Genomic DNA, 17,361 nt, shown 5'->3' with positions numbered 1-17,361 from the left:
GGCCCCGGAGACACATCCCCCCATTGGGTCAGGGGGGTTATCTGGCCTACGTGGCGCTCGCCGCTGAACTGAACGTCCTCTCACCGAACAGATGTTCCCACCCGCCACTGACACTCGGTGAGGCCCCGGGTCACGGGCTCAGCGCGCGCGCCACGCGCCCGTCCGGCGCGGCCCGGACGAGGGCCCCACCACCTTGACCCGGCGGACGGTCCCGTGCCCGAGCTCCTCGTTCAGCCGCCGCACGAGCGTGGACGACAGCAGGCGGAGCTGCGTGGCCCAGGTCGTCGAGTCGGCGGCGACGGTGAGCTCGCCGTCCTCGAAGTGGTCCGGCCGGGTGTGCTCGGCCAGTTCGGCGCCGACGATGCCGGCCCAGTTGCCGAACACGCCGCCGACCGCCGCGCGCTGCTCCCAGCCGCGGGTCGCCAGCAGCTCCCGGATCGCCGCCCCGAACAGCTTGGGGTCGCCGCCCCGCCCGGGCTCCCGCACGCGCCCGACCCGGCCGGTGCCCTTGCGCTTGCCCCCCTGCCCGGGGAGGGTGCCGCGCTTGAGGGCGTCCGCCTTCGCCTGGGCCAGCGCCTCGCGGGCCAGCTCGATCCCCGACTTGGCGGGAGGCGTCCCGGCTTCGTCGGACTTGTGCACATCCTGTGGATCACTCACGCGCTCGCCCCCTTGGAGTCACGCACGACCTCGCCGTCGGAGACGGTATACGAGCCGCCCGTCAGTTCGGCGGGGACGTCGGCGGGGACGGCCGCCGTGATCAGGACCTGCTCGGCCGGCGCGACCATCTCGGCCAGCCGGCTGCGCCGCCCGGTGTCCAGCTCGGCGAACACGTCGTCCAGGATGAGGACGGGGTCGTCGCCGTCCGCGCGGAGCAGGTCGAACGCGGCCAGCCGCAGCCCGAGCGCGAACGACCACGACTCGCCGTGGCTGGCGTAGCCGCGCGCCGGGAGCTCCCCCAGGCGCAGGACCAGCTCGTCGCGGTGCGGGCCGACGAGGCTCACGCCGCGCTCCAGCTCCTGTTTGCGCGACTCGGCCACCGCCTTGAGGATCTGCTCGGCCAGTTGTCCACGGTCTGTGGACAACTCCGCGTCTCCCAGGGAGCTCCTGTAGATCAGATCGGCCGCGCCGCTGTGCGGAGCGAGCGCCGCATAGGCCCGCGCCGCGAGCGGGCGCAGCGCCTCGACGAGGTCAAGCCTCCCCGCCAGGAGCTCCGCCCCCGTGCGTGCCAGGTGCGAATCCCACACGTCCAGGGTGGCGAGCACCTCCGGACCGGGGGAGCGCCTATGCGCGGCCGCCGATTTCAACAGGGCGTTGCGCTGCTTGAGGACGCGGTCATAGTCGGACCGCACGCCCGCGAACCGCGGGGCCCGCGCGGTCAGCAACTCGTCCATGAACCGGCGCCGCTCCCCCGGGTCGCCTTTCACGAGCGAGAGGTCCTCCGGGGCGAACAGCACCGTCCGCAGCATCCCCAGGATCTCGCGCGGCCTGGGGACGGGGGACCGGTTGAGCCGCGCCCGGTTCGCCTTGCCCGGGTTGATCTCCAGCTCGATCAGCGCCTTGCGGTCGTCCTTCACCACCCCGGCCCGGACGATGGCCCGCGGCGCCCCGTGCCGGACGAGCGGCGCGTCCGTCGCGGCCCTGTGGCTGCCGTGCGAGGCGACGTACCCGATGGCCTCGACCAGGTTCGTCTTGCCCTGCCCGTTAGGCCCCACGAACGCGGTGACTCCCGGCTCCAACGCGACCTCGGCGGCCGGATACGAGCGGAAGTCCTGCAACGAAAGGTGGGCGACGTGCACAACACACGAGCGTAGAGCCTCCCCCACACCCCCGGCGCGCCTCCCCGCCTCCAGCTTTGTGCACACGGCCCCCAGCCTGTGCACACCCCGCCCGCCCAGGGGGGCCGACCCCACTCCCAGCCTGGAACACACCGCCGAGAGCCGGGGCCGGAACCCACAACTGTGGATAACTGGGGGTCAGACCGAAGGGGGGTTGACGTCGGCGCCGGGGGAGTCGGCGCCCTTGGCCGTTTCGACGGCGTGGCCGCCGAACTGGTTGCGGAGGGCGGCGACGACGCGCATCGCGGGGGAGTCGTCCTGGCGGGAGGCGAAGCGGGTGAACAGGGACGCCGTGATCGCGGGCAGCGGGACGGCGTGGTCGACGGCGGCCTGGACGGTCCAGCGGCCCTCGCCGGAGTCGTTGGCGTAGCCGCGCAGGTCGTCCAGCTCGGGGTCGTCGGCGAGCGCGCGGTTCAGCAGGTCGAGCAGCCAGGAGCGGATGACCGTGCCCTCCTGCCAGCTCAGGAACGTCTCCGGGACGTTGGTGACGATGTCGCTGGCCTCGATCAGCTCGTAGCCCTCACCGAAGGCCTGCATCATCGCGTACTCGATGCCGTTGTGGACCATCTTCACGAAGTGGCCGGCGCCGATCTTGCCGGAGTGGACGAAGCCGAACTCGCCCTCCGGCTTGAGCGTCTCGAAGATCGGCATCAGCCGCTTCACGTGCTCCTCGTCGCCGCCGACCATGAGCGCGTAGCCGTTCTCCAGGCCCCACACGCCGCCGCTCACACCGCAGTCGACGAACCCGATGCCCTTGGCGGCCAGCTCCTCGCCGTGCTTCCGGTCGTCCACATAGTGTGAATTCCCGCCGTCCACGACGAGGTCGCCCTGCTCCAGGACCTCCCCCAGCTTGTGGACGGTCTCCGCCGTCGGCTTGCCCGCGGGCACCATCACCCACACGGCGCGCGGCGGGGACAGGCGCTCGACCAGTTCCTCGACCGAGCCGACGTCGCTGACCTCCGGGTCGCGGTCGTAGCCGACGACGGTGTGGCCGCCGCGGCGCAGCCGCTCGGCCATGTTGCCGCCCATCTTGCCCAGGCCGATGATCCCAAGCTCCATGAAACGCTCACTCTCCCCTGTGCGTGCCTGCTCTGCCTTCCCGCGGGGGCGCGGCTCCCCCGCGGGACATCCCGGATGCCATGCCCCGGAGCGGAGGTCTTATCCAGACAAACGGACCGGCATGATCAGGTAACGGTAGTTCGGGTTCTCCCCGTCCTGCGGCGGCTTCCCGGTGAGGACGGCCGGCTTGGTCGGGGTGGTGAAGGACAGCCTGGCCACGTCCGAGCCGATCGCGGAGAGCCCGTCGAGGAGGAACGCGGGGTTGAAGGCGATGTCGATGTCCTCGCCCTCCAGGGACGCCTCCAGGGCCTCCACGGCCTGAGCCTCGTCCCCGGTCCCGGCCTCCAGGACGACCTCGCCCTGGCTGAACGAGAGCCGGACGGGGGTGTTGCGCTCCGCCACCAGGGAGACGCGCTTGACGGCCTCGATGAACGAGGCGGTCTGGACCTCGGCGAGGCCCGCGTACTCGCTCGGCAGCAGCGAGCGGTACTTGACGAAGTCGCCGTCCAGCAGCCGGGACGTGGTGCGGCGGCCGCCGCCCTCGAAACCGATCATGCCTTCGCCGGTGCCGCCGGTCCCGCCGAGCGCGATCGACACCTCCGCGCCCGCCGTCAGCGACTTGGCGGTGTCGGCCAGCGTGCGGGCCGGGACGAGCGCGACGGCGGAGAAGTCGGGGCGCTCGGGCTTCCAGTGCAGCTCGCGGACGGCGAGCCGGTAGCGGTCCGTGGACGCCAGCGTGACGGTCTCACCCTCGATCTCCACCCGGACGCCGGTCAGCATGGGGATCGTGTCGTCCTTGCCCGCGGCGATCGCGACCTGGGAGACGGCGGCGGCGAACTCGTCGCTGCCCACCGATCCCGCGGCGGGCGGCATCTCCGGCAGCGTCGGGTAGTCCTCCACAGGCATGGTGAGGAGTGTGAACTTCGCGCTGCCGCAGCGGAGCATCACCTTCGCGCCGTCCGTCGTCACCTCCACAGGGTGGGGAGGAAGGCTGCGCGAGATCTCGGCGAGGAGCCGCCCGGACACCAGCGCCGTCCCGGCCTCCTCGACGTCGATGTCCGTGGACACCTGCGCCGAGACCTCGTAGTCGAACGCGGACAGCTTCAGGCGGTCGCCGTTGTCCTCACCCCCGGCCACGATGTGCATGCCCGCGAGGACCGGCACCGGGGGACGGACGGGGAGCGTGCGCGCGGTCCAGGCGACGGCGTCGGCCAGGGCGTCTCTGTCGATGCGGAACTTCAAAGGGACCCGCCTCCTGCAGGTGTCGGACAAGGGTGAGCTGATCTCGTCCGGGCCGGGGCGCTCGCAGCGCGTTGTCCCCAGGCCCTGACTTGAGATGGATCTTTTCTTGGATAGAGAAGTAGAGCAGTACCAGTAATAGGGGCCGTGGATAGTGTGGACAACAGCCGTCCTCGCAGGTGAGAGCGCGTTTCTCTGTCCACCGGCGCTGTGCACGGGGCGTGGACGGCGCGACGGCGCCTGGGGACGGCGATTTCGTCCCCACACGTCGTCCTCATGTCATCCCCCGGTTATCCACGAGTTCTCCACGGGTCATCCGCGGGTTCGCCGCCCGTTCGCCTGAACTGGGGACGACGGGACGACCGGCCGCCGGCTCGGTCCCCAAGCCGTCCCCAGCCCGTCCACCGGTTTTCCCCAGAAGGCCGGGCGGCGGTGCACAGCCGGTCCACACCCGTCCACTGTTCATCCTCAGCTTCTCCAACGGTTGCCCACAGGGTTATCCGCGAAAATCCCCAGAGTTTTCCACAAGTTGTGAGGAGCGCGGCCGATTCTCGGAGGACGCGCGCCTTTTGTCGGTTCTTTGCCTTGAACAGGGTGTGGACGGCGCGGCGGGGACCCGTCCACAGGCGTCGCGCCGGTCTGTCCACAGTGTGTACGAAGGAGGGGGCTCAGCGCTTGCGGGCCTGGTGCTTGATGCGGCCCGTCAGCTCGGTGACCTGGTTGTAGATCGCCCGGCGCTCGGCCATCAGCGAGCGGATCTTGCGTTCGGCGTGCATGACCGTGGTGTGGTCGCGCCCCCCGAACTGCTGGCCGATCTTGGGAAGGGACAGGTCCGTCAGCTCCCGGCACAGGTACATCGCGATCTGCCGGGCGGTGACGAGCATCCGCGAGCGGGAGGGGCCGCACAGGTCCTCGATCGTCGTCCCGAAGTACTCGACCGTCTGCGCCATGATCATCGCGGCGGTGATCTCGGGGCCGGAGTCGTTCGGGATGAGGTCCTTCAGCACGATCTCGGCGAGCTTCATGTCGACCGACTGCCGGTTCAGGCTCGCGAACGCCGTGACCCGGATCAGCGCGCCCTCCAGTTCGCGGATGTTCGTCGCGATCTGCGAGGCGATGAACTCCAGCACGTCGGGCGGCGCGGCGAGGCCCTCCTGGCGCGCCTTCTTCTGCAGGATCGCGATCCGGGTCTCCAGCTCGGGCGGCTGGACGTCGGTCGTCAGGCCCCACTCGAACCGGTTGCGGAGCCGGTCCTCCAGCGTGACGAGCTCCTTGGGCGGCCGGTCGCTGGAGATCACGATCTGCTTGCTCGCGTTGTGCAGTGTGTTGAACGTGTGGAAGAACTCCTCCTGCGTCTGCTCCTTGCCCTCAAGGAACTGGATGTCGTCGACGAGGAGGATGTCCACATCCCGGTAGCGGCGGCGGAACCCGTCGGCCTTGCCGTCGCGGATCGAGTTGATGAAGTCGTTCGTGAACTCCTCGGAGCTCACGTAGCGGACGCGCGCCCCGTTGAAGAGGCTCTGCGCGTAGTGGCCGATGGCGTGCAGCAGGTGCGTCTTGCCCAGGCCCGAGTCGCCGTAGACGAACAGCGGGTTGTACGCCTTGGCCGGCTGCTCCGCGACAGCGACCGCGGCGGCGTGCGCGAACCTGTTCGACGAGCCGATGACGAACGTCTCGAACGTGTATTTCGGGTTCAGCCGCGCATGCTCGGACGCACCGGACTGCTGTGCCGGTGCGGGCGCGCGTGGGTCGGACGTAGGACCGCGGGGATCCGAGCCAGGGACCCTGGAGTCGGAGCCCTCCTCGTCCCTGAAGACGCCTTCATTCCGGTAGGGCTGCTCGCCTCCACCGCCCGTGTAGGACTGCTCGCTCCCGGGATAGGGCTGCTCGCCGCTCTGGAAGGTGTCGTCCGAGTGCCCGAGCGGAGCCTCGTTCCCAGGGCGCTGGGGTTCGCGGCCCTGCTGCTCTGGACGACCTCCGGGACGCAGGGGGCCGAGCGTGCGGTCGTTCAGGTGGGAGTGCGGCGGCCGCCCTGGAGGCTCGCCGCCGAAGCCTTCCTGCCCCCCGTAGCTCGGGTAGCCGCGCCCTTCGTACGGCGCCGGGCCGCGGCCGCCGGGGCCCGCCCCGTAGGCGGGCGGGCGGGGCGCCGGGGGATACGTTCCACGGTCGTCGTCCTGAGCCTGTGGATAACCTCCGGGCGAACCGGGGTTGTGGGTAACTCCCGACTGCGGCCGGTATCCCTGATCTCCGTACGGCTGCTCCGGATAAGGGCGGTCGGGCCGTTCCGGGTAGGACGACTGGTCTCCGTACGACTGGTCTCCGTACGGCTGCTCGCCGTAGGGCTGATCGGTATAGGGACGGTCCCGGTCGCGGTCGCGCTCGTCGTGCCCCCGCTCCCCGTAGGGCTCCCCATAAGAAGGTGTGGAGTCGTGCATGCCGAGCCCTGCGCCCGGCCCCGGAAGCGGCGCGGAAAGGGGCTCGCCCGCACCGGGACGGGCACCGCCCGGCGGCTCCGGCTGGACGGTCACCGCGACGCGGATCTCCCTGCCCAGCTCGTGGGAAAGGGCCTGCGTGATGAGGTTGCGGAGGCGTGTCTCCAGGGCGTCCTTGGCGAACTCGTTGGGCGCGGCGAGCAGCGCCGTACCCTCCACGAGCGCAAGCGGGCGGACCATGGGCAGCCATGCGCGGTAGCTCGGCGACAGATCGCTCTCGGAGAGCGCGGTGAGGGTGCGGGCCCAGACCGATCCGAGATCCTGACCGTCCATGCGCAAGGTCCCCTCCCCACAACTCCGCCGAACGGAGTACCTGACTGCTCGGCTGTCCCGCGGGATGCCGCACGCCTCGCAGGGCACTGCCGCGACGCGGGAGACTTACTCTCTCACGAGTTGTCCACAGAGTTGTCCACATGCTGTGCATAGGCATGGAGGACCCTGTGTAAAACCCGTGAGGCGGGTTCAGGGGTACGCGGTCGACAAGGGACCGGCCTCGGTGAGGGCCGGTAAGGGGTGGTTCTCGAACGGGGGGCTTGGGGCTGATCGCCGACATCGGATTCGTCGAAGAAGTGTCGGCTCGCCGGGACGACCTTAACCCCTGCCGGGCACGGCCGCAACACGGTCACCACCGATCCCGCCCGTCCTGCGGCGCCGGCTCCGCGGCGTCCACCGGCGGCGGCCTCCGTTTGACCGGCCCCCCGGATACCCCGTAACGTTCTGAGGTCGAGTCGCATCGACGGAGATGCCGCGTGCCCGCCGGCAGCCCCTCAGGAACGCTCGGGTGGGCCCCCGCTGCGGGGGACCGTACGCGGCCCTCGATGCGAGCCTTCGAAGCTTCAAGTCCTCAAGACGAACCGACCGCAGCACTGGAGCCTCAAAGTGAGCAAGCGTACCTTCCAGCCGAACAACCGTCGCCGCCACAAGAAGCACGGCTTCCGGCTGCGCATGCGCACGCGCGCCGGCCGCGCGATCCTGTCGAGCCGGCGTGGCAAGGGCCGCGCCCGCATCGCGGTCTGAGCCACCCCTCACAGTGCTGCCGTCCGGAAACCGGATGCGGCGGCGGGACGACTTCTCGTTGGCCGTCCGGCGCGGTCGCCGCGCCGGACGGCCAACTGTCGTGGTTCACCTGCTACGCCCGGACGAGGCCACGCACGCGGCGGCGCAGCCGCTGGTCGGGTTCATCGTGGCCCGCACCGTCGGCAACGCCGTCGTCCGCAACGCGACGCGGCGCCGGCTCCGCCACCTGATGCGCCCGCACCTCGACCGCCTCCCAGCGGGTAGCCTGCTCGTAGTGCGCGCCAACCCCCGCGCGGGAGCGGCGCGACCAGACGAACTGGCCGCGGATCTGGAGTCGGCGCTCGACCGGCTGCTGCGGCCCGCGTCCAAGGGGCGAAGATGAGAAGTCCGCAGGGGACGGCAGTCCCCGCGCAGCATCCGACGGGCCACCCGGGTCCCGTCGCGGCCGTGCTGATCCTTCTCGTCCGCGCCTACCGCCGCTTCTTGAGTCCCCTGCTCGGGCAGCAGTGTCGCTTCCACCCCAGCTGCAGCGCATACGGCCTGGAGGCCCTCCAGGTGCACGGGGCGTTGCGCGGCACGTGGCTGACGGCCCGCCGGATCGCGCGGTGCCATCCGTTCCACCCAGGCGGTTACGACCCGGTACCGCCGAAGAAGACGCCCGGAGAGCGCGCGGCGGCTTCCTCGAACTCCGGCCGCGAGGAGAGCGGCCCCGCCCTAGCAGAGCACAAGGAGCTGCCCGGTGCTTGATTGGTTGTACGAGATCGTCTCTCAGCTCATCGTGTGGATCCACACGGGGCTCAGTACGGTCGTCCCCAAGGACAGCGGATGGGCGTGGGGCGGTTCGATCATCCTCCTCACCGTCCTCCTGCGGCTGCTCCTCGTCCCCCTCTTCGTGAAGCAGATCCACGCTTCGCGCAAGATGCAAGAGCTGAACCCGAAGGTTCAGGCGCTGCGCAAGAAGTACAAGAACGACAAGCAGCGCCTCAACCAGGAGGTCATGAAGCTCTACCAGGAGAACGGCGCCAACCCGCTGTCGGGTTGCCTGCCGCTCCTGGTGCAGATGCCCATCTTCATCGGGCTGTTCCAGACGCTGAAGCGGATCTCGGACGCCAAGCCGGGGCAGAGCGTCTTCGCCGTCTCGTCCGACCTGGTGGCGAGCGCGCAGAACGCGAACATCTTCGGCGCCCACATCCCGGACACGTTCCTGAACGCCTGGGGCACCGACCCCAAGAGCTGGACGGCGATCGTCGTCACCGGCATCGCCGTGGTGATCAGCTCTGTCACGACCTTCTTCACCGTCCGGGCCAGCATGAAGCGGCAGCCGGTCGCGGACGAGGCCAACCCGATGATGCAGGCGCAGAAGATGATGGTCTTCCTGGCGCCGCTGTTCGGCCTCTTCGGCCTCGGCTTCCCACTGGGCGTCCTCATGTACTGGGTGACGTCCAACAGCTGGACCCTGGCCCAGCAGCACTACATCTACAAGCGGTACCCACCGCCCGGGACGGACGCCGCGGCCGCGGCGGCCACGGCGGGGACGAAGACCGGCCCCAAGGCCGCCGGTTCGAAGCCCTCCGGCTCCAAGACGGGCGCGTCCAAGAACGGCCAGGCCCCGGCGTCCGGCATCAAGGCGAAACTGAAGAAGGAGCCGGAGCCGGCCCCCGAGCCCGAGGACAAGCCGAAGGTCGTGCGCAACCAGCCGACCCGCAAGTCGCGCAGCAAGCGCAGCGGCACCCAGAAGCGCTAGTTTGGACCCCGAGCACGTGCCGGAGAAGGAGACCGCGTTGAGCCAGACCGACACCACCGAGGTCGACGTCCAGGCGCTCGAGCAGGAAGGCGAGATCGCCGCCGACTACATCGAGGGCCTGCTGGACATCGGTGACTACGACGGCGACATCGACATGGACGTCGAGGGCGAGCGCGCCATCGTCGCCGTCGTCGGCGGTTCCCTGGACGAGCTGGTCGGCAAGCGCGGCGAGGTGCTGGAGGCGCTCCAGGAGCTCACCCGGCTCGCCGTCCACCGCCAGACCGGCAACCGCACCCGCCTCATGCTGGACATCGGCGGGTACCGCGAGCGGCGCCGCGCCGAGCTCACCAAGCTCGGAACGGACGTCGCGGACGAGGTCAAGCAGTCCGGCGAGCCGAAGCCGCTCGCCCCGATGACCCCGTTCGAGCGCAAGATCGTCCACGACGCGGTCGCCGCGGCGGGCCTGCGCAGCGAGTCCGAGGGCGAGGAGCCCGACCGCTACGTGGTCGTCTTCCCCGCCTGACCACCCGGGCATCACACGGCCCCGACCGGATCTCCGGTCGGGGCCGTCGCCTTTCCGGACGTCGACCGGCTGAGAACCGGCGTCCGACTGGGAGCCGGTGCTGGGCGGAGAGGACGCTCGGAGCGGAGGCGGTAGAGAGCCGATCCCGATGGGGGTGCGATGTCCGCGATCCGTCGTTCCGGGCGTTCCGCGTCACCGCTCGGCAGGGTCGCGCGGGATGGGCGGCGTTTCAGGGCATGAGAGGGCCCCGCGCCCTGGCCGACGCGGGGCCCTGGGGAGCTCGGTGTGCACCGCCGCCCTGGCACACCGAGCAGGCTCTCGGTACTACCGCCTGACGGTCCGGCGCCACCGTCGGCGCTGGACGTCGCCGCCGCCGACCGAGGTGGTGTTCTGGATCGCCGGGTCGTTCTGGACCGCGGGGTCCTGGGCGTACGAGGGGTCCTGCGGATGGCCGCTGTGCGTGACCCCGGTGTCGGCGGGGTGCTCCACGACGCGGTCGACACGCTCGGCCGGGCGGCCGCCGGGCGGCGGCGGGTCCTCGATGATGTGCTCCTCGCGGACCACCGTGCCGGGCTCGTCCCCGTACGCGGGATCTGCCCCGGCCACACGTCCGGCCGCGCGGCGCGGCCGGGTGTACTTGAGCGTGAATCCCATGCTGATCAGTCCGACCAGGATCAGGATCCATCCGACCATGTGGATGTCGAGGCCGCTGAGGTCAACGCGGATGGCGAACGCCAGAATCGCCCCAAGGGCGATGAATGCGAGACTGACTCCGATTCCCATGTGTCGGAGCTCCTTCCGGGGGACGGACGGGCGACACCGCAGGCTCTACCCCACGCCCGGCGAATATGCGGGCGGGTCATGTGGTTCTTGCCATAACGCAAGGGTCCTCCCACTACAGCGCCCTGTTCACCACGGGAACGTTTCGCGTGTACGGCGGCACCGGGTTTTGTGGAACGATTCGTCTGGTGGGGATTGCACGTGAGGTATTCGGTGACGCGCTGCCGGTCGCGGAGCGCTACGCGGCGTTCCTCGCGAAGGCCGGGGTCGAACGCGGGCTCATCGGTCCGCGCGAGGCCGACCGGCTCTGGGAACGGCATCTGATCAACTGCGCGGTGGTCTCGGCGGCGATACCGGAGAACGCCGAGGTCGTCGACATCGGTTCGGGCGCGGGGCTGCCGGGCATCGTCCTGGCCATCGTCCGGCCCGATCTGCGGATCACGCTGCTGGAACCGCTGCTGCGGCGCACGACGTTCCTGAACGAGTGCGTCGAGCTGCTCGACCTGCGTAACGTCGAGGTCCGGCGGGCCCGGGCCGAGGACGTGACTGACGAGTTCGCGGTGGACGTCGCCACGGCACGCGCCGTGGCGCCCCTCGAACGCCTGGCCCGGTGGGCGCTTCCGCTGCTGCGCCCGGGCGGCGAGCTCCTCGCGCTCAAGGGCGAGCGGGCCGCGGCCGAGTTGGAGGAGGCGGAGCCGGTGCTGAAGCGGTTCGGGGTGCGCTCGACGGAACTGCTGCAAGTCGGGCGCGGTATGGTCGATCCGCCGACAACACTCGTCCGTGTGGTCGCCGGCCGAGAAGAGGTTGTCGGGCGACGGCAGCGCGCCCCCCGGCGCGCCAAAGGGTCGAGGAAGAGGTCTTCATGAGCACGGGACCAGGACTGGGCAGGCCTGACCGCGCCGACGAATCCCCCGACGAACAGCCGTCCGGCCCGGGCGCGCCCGGCGCGGACGAGGGCGCCCAGGCGCCCGCCGCCGGTGGGACGCGGCAGGACCCGGGATCGTCGCCGGGCACCGCGCCCTCAGGGCACGCGATGTGGGGTAACACGACGTCCGGGACCGCGGAGAACGTCGGCTACGTGCCGACGAACGCCGGCGCGCAGGCGCCGAGCCCGCGCGGCGGACCAACTCAGGGGGAGTCAGAACTCGTGCGAGAGGCGCTGCGGGACGCCAAGGTTTCACGTGAAACAGCCGGCACCGCGCTCAAGACGATGGCGAGCCGCAGGGAGCGGGAGTGGCCGCGGCCGGACAAGTGCCGGGTCATCACCATCGCCAACCAGAAGGGAGGCGTCGGCAAGACCACCAGCTCGGTGAACATCGCCGCCTCTCTCGCGATGCACGGCGCCCAGGTGCTGGTGGTCGACCTCGACCCGCAGGGCAACGCGTCCACCGCCCTCGGCGTCGAGCACCATGCCGAGGTCCCGTCGATCTACGACGTGCTGATCGAGGACATGGCGCTGGCCGACATCATCGTCCCGGCGCCGGAGATCCCCAACCTCTACTGCGCGCCCGCGACCCTCAACCTCGCGGGCGCGGAGATCGAGCTGGTCTCCAAGGTGGCCCGCGAGTCGCGCCTGCGGCGCGCGCTGGACTCCTACGACATCGAGAAGTTCGACTACGTGCTGATCGACTGCCCGCCGTCGCTCGGCCTGCTCACGGTGAACGCCCTCGTCGGCGGGGACGAGCTGCTCATCCCGATCCAGTGCGAGTACTACGCGCTGGAGGGCCTCGGCCAGCTCATCCGGACCGTCGACCTCGTGAAGGCGCACCTCAACCCCAAACTGCGGGTGTCCACCATCCTGCTGACGATGTACGACGCCCGGACCCGCCTCGCCGCGCAGGTCGCCGAAGACGTCCGGAGCCACTTCGGCGACGTCGTCCTCAACACGGTGATCCCCCGCAGTGTCCGGGTGTCCGAGGCGCCCAGCTACGGGCAGTCCGTCATGACCTACGACCCCGGATCGAGCGGCGCCCTCGCCTACAGCGAGGCCGCCTCGGAAATGGCCCACGGAGGAGCCGTCCAGTGAGCCAGCAGCGACGCGGTCTGGGCCGGGGCCTCGGTGCCCTCATTCCCACCGCCCCGCCCATGCCGACGTCGGCCGAGCCGAACGGCGCGAGCGAGCCGGGATACCCCGGCGGCTCCGTCTCGGACGGAACGGCCGCTCCCGCACCGGCCCTCGAACCGGTCGCCGGAGCCCATTTCGCGGAACTGCCCGTCCGTTCCATCACGGTCAACCCGCGCCAGCCCCGCGAGCACTTCGACGAGCAGGCCCTGGAGGAGCTCGCGGAGTCGATCGGCATCGTCGGGCTGCTCCAGCCGATCGTCGTGCGCAGGTCCCCCTCGGAGGAGTACGACTACGAGCTCATCATGGGCGAGCGCCGCTGGCGCGCGTCCCAGATGGCCGGGCTGGACGTCATCCCGGCGATCGTCCGCGACACCGGCGACAACGACCTGCTCCGTGACGCGCTCATGGAGAACCTCCACCGGCAGCAGCTCAACCCGTTGGAGGAGGCGGCCGCGTACCAGCAGCTGCTCCAGGACTTCGGCGCCACCCACGAGCAGCTCGCCACCCGGATCGGCCGGTCGCGTCCGCACATCACCAACACGCTCCGCCTGCTGAACCTGCCGCCGGCCGTTCAGCGCCGGGTGGCCGCCGGAGTGCTGTCCGCCGGTCACGCCCGCGCGCTGCTCTCCCTCGACAGCGTGGAGGCCCAGGAGCATCTGGCACAGCGGATCGTCCAGGAGGGCCTCTCGGTCCGCGCGCTGGAAGAGATGATCGCGCTCCGCGAGGTGGAGGACGAGCCGAAGGCACCGCGACCGGGCCGCCGCAAGAAGCCGGTGGCGCCCGGCCTCAAGGAGCTGGCCGACCGCCTCTCCGACCGGTACGAGACCAAGGTCCGCGTCGACATGGGCCGCAACAAGGGCAAGATCGTCGTCGAGTTCGCCACACTGGAGGACCTCGACCGCATCATCAAGTCCATGGCCCCTGAGGACGGAGGAGTCGGCGACTCCTAAAGCCGCCCCACACCGCTGCGCGCCCCGGATCCCACGGCTCCGGGGCGCTTCGCTTTCCCGCCTGCTCCCCCGATGTTTCCCGTGAAACATCCCTGCCCCCGTGGAGCGGGCTCGCGGCGTCGTGCAACGGCGCCCCTCGTCTACTGGGGGACGCCAGGAGCCCGACACGAACCGCGCAGCATGACCACGGGGACCGGGCGGAGGTTCACGGTAGGAGGACCAGCCGTCCGGTCACCTCGCCGCGGCCGATGCGCTCGTGCGCGCTCCGCGCGTCCTTCAACGGGAGTCGATCGGCCACGTTCGGCGCGATCCGGCCTTCGGTCAGCAGATCGAAGAGCCGGGCCAGGTCGTCCCGATACCAGTCGGGGTGGAGGTCTCGGAGTTCGGCGATCCTGTAGAAGCCGACCCGCCGGCCACGGGGAAGCGCGGAGCCGAGCAGCACCGCGGTCCCTGCCGTATAGAAGCCGAGGGTCCGGGGCAGGTTCCGGCGTCCCGCCCGCAAGGTGGCGTAGTGCCCGAACATGATCAGGCGCCCGTCCGGACGGAGCGCCCGGTACGAGCGCAGGGCGACCGCACCACCGATTCCGTCCAGCACCACGTCCACGCCGTCGCCGGTCTCCCTGCGAACGCGCCCCACGACATCTTCGGAGACATGGTCGATCGGCGTCGCGCCCAGCTTCGTGACGAGATCGGCCTGCTCGGCGGTGGCCGTTCCGTACATCTCCAGCCCGGCCAGCCGGCCCAGTTGGAGCACGGCGCTTCCCACTGCTCCTGCCGCCCCATGCACGAGTACCCGCTCCCCCTGCTGCACGTGGGCCGCCCGATGGAGCAGTTGGTAGGCGGTGACGTAGGTCAGCGGAAGGCACACGGCCCCGGCGGCGTCCACGCCGTCCGGCACTGGCAGGAGGCGGGTGGCCGGAACGCACAGGTATTGGGCGTATCCGCCGTACTCCACGAGCGCGCTGACACGGTCGCCCGGCGCCGCTCCGGTGGTCCCGGGACCGACCGCGTCCACGACCCCGACGAGGTCGTATCCCGGGGTGAAGGGGGGCCGGGGGCCGCCGGGGTAGACGCCCTCTCGGATGAGGACATCGGTGAAACTCACGCCCGCCGCGGAGATCTTCACCCGTGCCTCGCCCGGGCCCGGCTCCGGAATGGGCTCCTCGACGAGCCGCAGGACTTCCGGCCCGCCATACCGGGACACCAGGACGCGATGCTGAGGAGGTGCGTCCGCCGACGGCTCCGGACGCGGCGTGATCCGGACTACCGGAGTGTCCCGATCGACCGCCCTTGCGGCTTTGGGAAACCGGGCGAGATACGCCTCCTTGGCGGCCTCCGCCTCCGCTCCCTCCAGCACTTCGGCCGTCCCGTCCAACCAGCGACCGGCGACGAGCACGCGAACAGGAGCCGGGCGGCGTACGTTGCGCCACCATGTCTTGCGGGTGTGCTGCCCGACGAGCACGTAGATCCTGTCTCCCGCTCGCGCGTACATGACCGGGAACCTGTATACGCGGCCTGTCCTGCGACCGGTGACCGTGATCAGGGCGACGCGGCCGCTCACCATGCGGTGCAGCGGCGAACGCAGTAGCCATCCCATGACGGGATTGACCACACGGTTTCGGACGAACATGGAATCCCCCTCCTGCCACCTCGCCCGTCCGGGTCGGCGAGCCTTGCCCCATGGTCGTTCGGCGAAGAGACGCGGACGTAGAGGCGAAAGCCCCGACCTCCGAGACGGGCTCCTTGGCGACGCGCGGAGTGGCGTGCGAACTCCCCAGCAGCCGTCCTTCGGCGACTACTTCCGAGCGGCAACTCTGTCCGAGGACGTCACGACGCGCGAACAGGTCCTCTCGGCGTACTCACGACCTTCCTCGAGCCGAGGCCGAAGTAGCGGAGCTTCCAGTTGGTGGCAGTCGGTTGGGTGTCCCCGCCTGATCGACCTTCCCTGCCCTCGGCGGAGCTGCACAGCTCCGTCGTCTCGCTACCCTCAGGCGGACGGGTGATGGTGCTCGTTTCACGTGAAACAAGCGCGGGCTCACCGGGAGGCGGCCACCACGAGCCAGTCGGCCGTCGCCTGGGCCGGGTAACACTCGCGGCAAGGGAACCGCTCTGGTCCATCTCCAAGGAGCCAACCCGTCGTCAAGTTCGGCGTTCGCCTTGAGACGGGGCTCCCACCGTGGGAGGAGAGAGATTGCGGGGACGGGCCCCCACCTCGCCGCCCAACCTCCCGGAGCAAGGCAGCTTCAAGGGCCCCAGAGGACCGGCGAGGGCATCCCCCGGGCGGCATCACGTCTCGGCATGGGCTGAGAACGGACGGCGGCCAGCGAGGCGCTGGGCCCCCTGCAGCCTGGATCGGCATGCCAGCGCGGGTCGCGTCCCGGTACGGGTCGCGCTCCGGCATGACCCGGGCCCTCGCTCCGATAAGGGCCGCGCTCCGATACGGCTCGCGCTCTGGTACGGCTCGCGCTCCGGTACGGCTCGCGCTCCGATACGGCGCGCGCTCCGATACGGGTCGTCCTGCGGTACGGGTCGTCCTGCGGTACGGCGCGTGCTCTGGCGCGGGTGGCGTTGCGGTGGACGGTGGTCGACGGCGCCTGGTGGGGCGTGCCTCTGGAGGTTGGCGTCGGGGCGGGGGTGTTTCACGTGAAACGGCCGGAGGGCGCGTCAGGGTCGGGTTGGAGGCGGCGGGGCGTCGTTAGCGGACGTTGGCCTGGAGGAGGGACTCGCAGACTTCGCCCATGTCCAGGTCGGCCACGCTGATGGCTCGGGGGAGGAGGCTTGTCTCGGTCATGCCGGGGGCGACGTTGACCTCCAGGAAGTGGACCTCGCCGTCGGCGGAGACGATGAGGTCGGTTCGGGAGAGGTCACGGAGGCCCAGGGCGCGGTGGGCGGTCACGGCGGCGGCGGTGGCGCGGGCGGTCGCGTCCGGCGTGAGGCGGGCCGGCGTGACGAACTCGGTGTCGCCGGCGTCGTAGCGGGCCGTGTAGTCGTAGCGGCCGCCAGGGGCGACTATCTCGACGGCGGGGAGGGCGGTCGGGACGCCGTCGCGCTCGATGACGCTGACCGCGACCTCGGTGCCCTCGATGTAGCGCTCGACGAGGGCGGCGTCGCCGTAGGCGAAGCAGCCGACCATGGCGGCGGACAACTCGGACGCCTCGTGGACGACGGAGGCGCCGAGGGCCGAGCCGCCGCGGGTCGGCTTCACGAACAGGGGGAGGCCGAGGCTGCGGACGATCTGGTCCAGGACCGACGCCGCGCCGAGGTCGTGGAAGATCTCCTTCGGCAGCGCGACGGACTCGGGCGTCCGGAGGCCCGCGTGCCGCACGACGGACTTGGCGGTCGGCTTGTCCCATGCGACGCGACATGCGTCCGGGCGGGCGCCGACGTAGGGGACGTCCAGGAGTCCGAGGACGTCGCGGATCGAGCCGTCCTCCCCCGCCGCGCCGTGCAGGACGGGGAAGACGACGTCCGGCGGGTCGTCGGTCAGGGAGTCCAGGAGTGTCGCGTCGGCGTCGCGGAGTTCGACCGGGATGTCGCGTGCGCGCAGCGCGTCGGCGACGCGGCGGCCGGAGCGGAGCGAGACCTCCCGCTCGTAGGAGAGCCCTCCGGCGAGGACGACGACATGCCCGAGTTCCAAGATGCCCCTCGTTTCACGTG

At 70.7% G+C, this 17,361-nt stretch carries 15 protein-coding genes and 1 pseudogene; 8 read left to right on the top strand and 8 right to left on the bottom strand.

The genetic code is table 11. The features are described 5' to 3' along the window. Positions 1-138: 138 nt before the first annotated feature. From ABWI07_RS24930 to dnaA, 5 genes and pseudogenes are all read right to left on the bottom strand, one after another. The gene (locus ABWI07_RS24930; protein WP_353819968.1) at positions 139-657 is read right to left on the bottom strand and encodes a DciA family protein; all 519 of its coding nucleotides are present in this window, start codon (positions 655-657) and stop codon (positions 139-141) included. After that, positions 654-1,796 (bottom strand): DNA replication/repair protein RecF, encoded by a 1,143-nt coding sequence (gene recF / locus ABWI07_RS24925; RefSeq protein ID WP_353819967.1) that lies wholly within the window; start codon positions 1,794-1,796, stop codon positions 654-656. The genes ABWI07_RS24930 and recF overlap by 4 nt, the downstream gene beginning before the upstream one ends. Positions 1,797-1,973: 177 nt before the next feature. Next, a pseudogene (gnd, locus tag ABWI07_RS24920) lies at positions 1,974-2,918 on the bottom strand (phosphogluconate dehydrogenase (NAD(+)-dependent, decarboxylating)); the annotation flags it as partial. A 75-nt stretch (positions 2,919-2,993) separates the two neighbouring features. Next, complete coding sequence (gene dnaN, locus ABWI07_RS24915) at positions 2,994-4,136, bottom strand: DNA polymerase III subunit beta (RefSeq protein ID WP_149262773.1); 1,143 nt, start codon at positions 4,134-4,136, stop codon at positions 2,994-2,996. Between the two features lie 665 nt (positions 4,137-4,801). Continuing rightward, positions 4,802-6,898: a chromosomal replication initiator protein DnaA gene (gene dnaA, locus ABWI07_RS24910; RefSeq protein ID WP_353819966.1), complete on the bottom strand. Its 2,097-nt coding sequence runs from the start codon at positions 6,896-6,898 to the stop codon at positions 4,802-4,804. 606 nt (positions 6,899-7,504) lie between these two features. On the opposite strand from dnaA, the gene rpmH reads away from it, so the two are divergent. From rpmH to ABWI07_RS24885, 5 genes are read left to right on the top strand one after another with little or no spacing between them, the layout of a single operon-like run. Beyond that, entirely contained in the window at positions 7,505-7,642 is a 138-nt protein-coding gene (rpmH, locus tag ABWI07_RS24905) for a 50S ribosomal protein L34 (protein ID WP_021592695.1), read from the top strand. Positions 7,643-7,676: 34 nt separating this feature from the next. Beyond that, the gene (gene rnpA, locus ABWI07_RS24900; protein ID WP_353819965.1) at positions 7,677-8,024 is read left to right on the top strand and encodes a ribonuclease P protein component; all 348 of its coding nucleotides are present in this window, start codon (positions 7,677-7,679) and stop codon (positions 8,022-8,024) included. Beyond that, a complete protein-coding gene (gene yidD / locus ABWI07_RS24895) occupies positions 8,021-8,389 on the top strand; it encodes a membrane protein insertion efficiency factor YidD (RefSeq protein WP_149262776.1) in 369 nt (122 codons plus the stop codon). The genes rnpA and yidD overlap by 4 nt, the downstream gene beginning before the upstream one ends. Further along, positions 8,382-9,386: a membrane protein insertase YidC gene (gene yidC / locus ABWI07_RS24890; RefSeq protein ID WP_353819964.1), complete on the top strand. Its 1,005-nt coding sequence runs from the start codon at positions 8,382-8,384 to the stop codon at positions 9,384-9,386. Before yidD ends, yidC begins: the two co-directional genes overlap by 8 nt. 37 nt (positions 9,387-9,423) lie before the next feature. Next, entirely contained in the window at positions 9,424-9,909 is a 486-nt protein-coding gene (locus ABWI07_RS24885; protein WP_149262778.1) for a Jag family protein, read from the top strand. 324 nt (positions 9,910-10,233) lie between these two features. Here the strand turns inward: ABWI07_RS24885 and ABWI07_RS24880 are convergent, their stop codons facing one another. Then, positions 10,234-10,692 carry a DUF6458 family protein gene (locus ABWI07_RS24880; RefSeq protein ID WP_353819963.1) on the bottom strand — a complete coding sequence of 153 codons (459 nt, stop codon included), beginning with the start codon at positions 10,690-10,692 and terminating at the stop codon, positions 10,234-10,236. Between the two features lie 185 nt (positions 10,693-10,877). Between ABWI07_RS24880 and rsmG the strand changes: the two genes are divergently transcribed. The 3 genes from rsmG (at position 10,878) to ABWI07_RS24865 (ending at position 13,704) form a co-directional block, all read left to right on the top strand. Then, complete coding sequence (gene rsmG, locus ABWI07_RS24875; protein WP_149262780.1) at positions 10,878-11,555, top strand: 16S rRNA (guanine(527)-N(7))-methyltransferase RsmG; 678 nt, start codon at positions 10,878-10,880, stop codon at positions 11,553-11,555. 344 nt (positions 11,556-11,899) lie between these two features. Continuing rightward, positions 11,900-12,715: a ParA family protein gene (locus ABWI07_RS24870; RefSeq protein ID WP_149262917.1), complete on the top strand. Its 816-nt coding sequence runs from the start codon at positions 11,900-11,902 to the stop codon at positions 12,713-12,715. Continuing rightward, entirely contained in the window at positions 12,712-13,704 is a 993-nt protein-coding gene (locus ABWI07_RS24865) for a ParB/RepB/Spo0J family partition protein (protein ID WP_353819962.1), read from the top strand. The genes ABWI07_RS24870 and ABWI07_RS24865 overlap by 4 nt, the downstream gene beginning before the upstream one ends. Positions 13,705-13,909: 205 nt before the next feature. Here the strand turns inward: ABWI07_RS24865 and ABWI07_RS24860 are convergent, their stop codons facing one another. Then, entirely contained in the window at positions 13,910-15,268 is a 1,359-nt protein-coding gene (locus tag ABWI07_RS24860; protein ID WP_353820062.1) for a nitroreductase family deazaflavin-dependent oxidoreductase, read from the bottom strand. A gap of 1,131 nt (positions 15,269-16,399) precedes the next feature. Then, positions 16,400-17,344 carry a D-alanine--D-alanine ligase family protein gene (locus tag ABWI07_RS24855; RefSeq protein ID WP_353820061.1) on the bottom strand — a complete coding sequence of 315 codons (945 nt, stop codon included), beginning with the start codon at positions 17,342-17,344 and terminating at the stop codon, positions 16,400-16,402. Between the last annotated feature and the right edge of the window lie 17 nt (positions 17,345-17,361).

The sequence above is a fragment of the Actinomadura sp. NPDC000600 genome (assembly GCF_040492135.1).
Taxonomy (GTDB): Bacteria; Actinomycetota; Actinomycetes; order Streptosporangiales; family Streptosporangiaceae; genus Spirillospora.
Note: the sequence above shows the minus strand (reverse complement) of the source record. Positions and strands in the feature narration are given on the sequence as shown.

What these genes read in the sequence shown, in the direction of transcription:
- dnaA (WP_353819966.1), bottom strand. Translation starts at nt 6,898, where the DNA reads ATGGACGGTCAGGATCTCGGATCGGTCTGGGCCCGCACCCTCACCGCG.
- rnpA (WP_353819965.1), top strand. Translation starts at nt 7,677, where the DNA reads ATGCGGCGGCGGGACGACTTCTCGTTGGCCGTCCGGCGCGGTCGCCGC.
- yidD (WP_149262776.1), top strand. Translation starts at nt 8,021, where the DNA reads ATGAGAAGTCCGCAGGGGACGGCAGTCCCCGCGCAGCATCCGACGGGC.
- ABWI07_RS24880 (WP_353819963.1), bottom strand. Translation starts at nt 10,692, where the DNA reads ATGGGAATCGGAGTCAGTCTCGCATTCATCGCCCTTGGGGCGATTCTG.
- ABWI07_RS24870 (WP_149262917.1), top strand. Translation starts at nt 11,900, where the DNA reads ATGGCGAGCCGCAGGGAGCGGGAGTGGCCGCGGCCGGACAAGTGCCGG.
- ABWI07_RS24860 (WP_353820062.1), bottom strand. Translation starts at nt 15,268, where the DNA reads ATGGTGAGCGGCCGCGTCGCCCTGATCACGGTCACCGGTCGCAGGACA.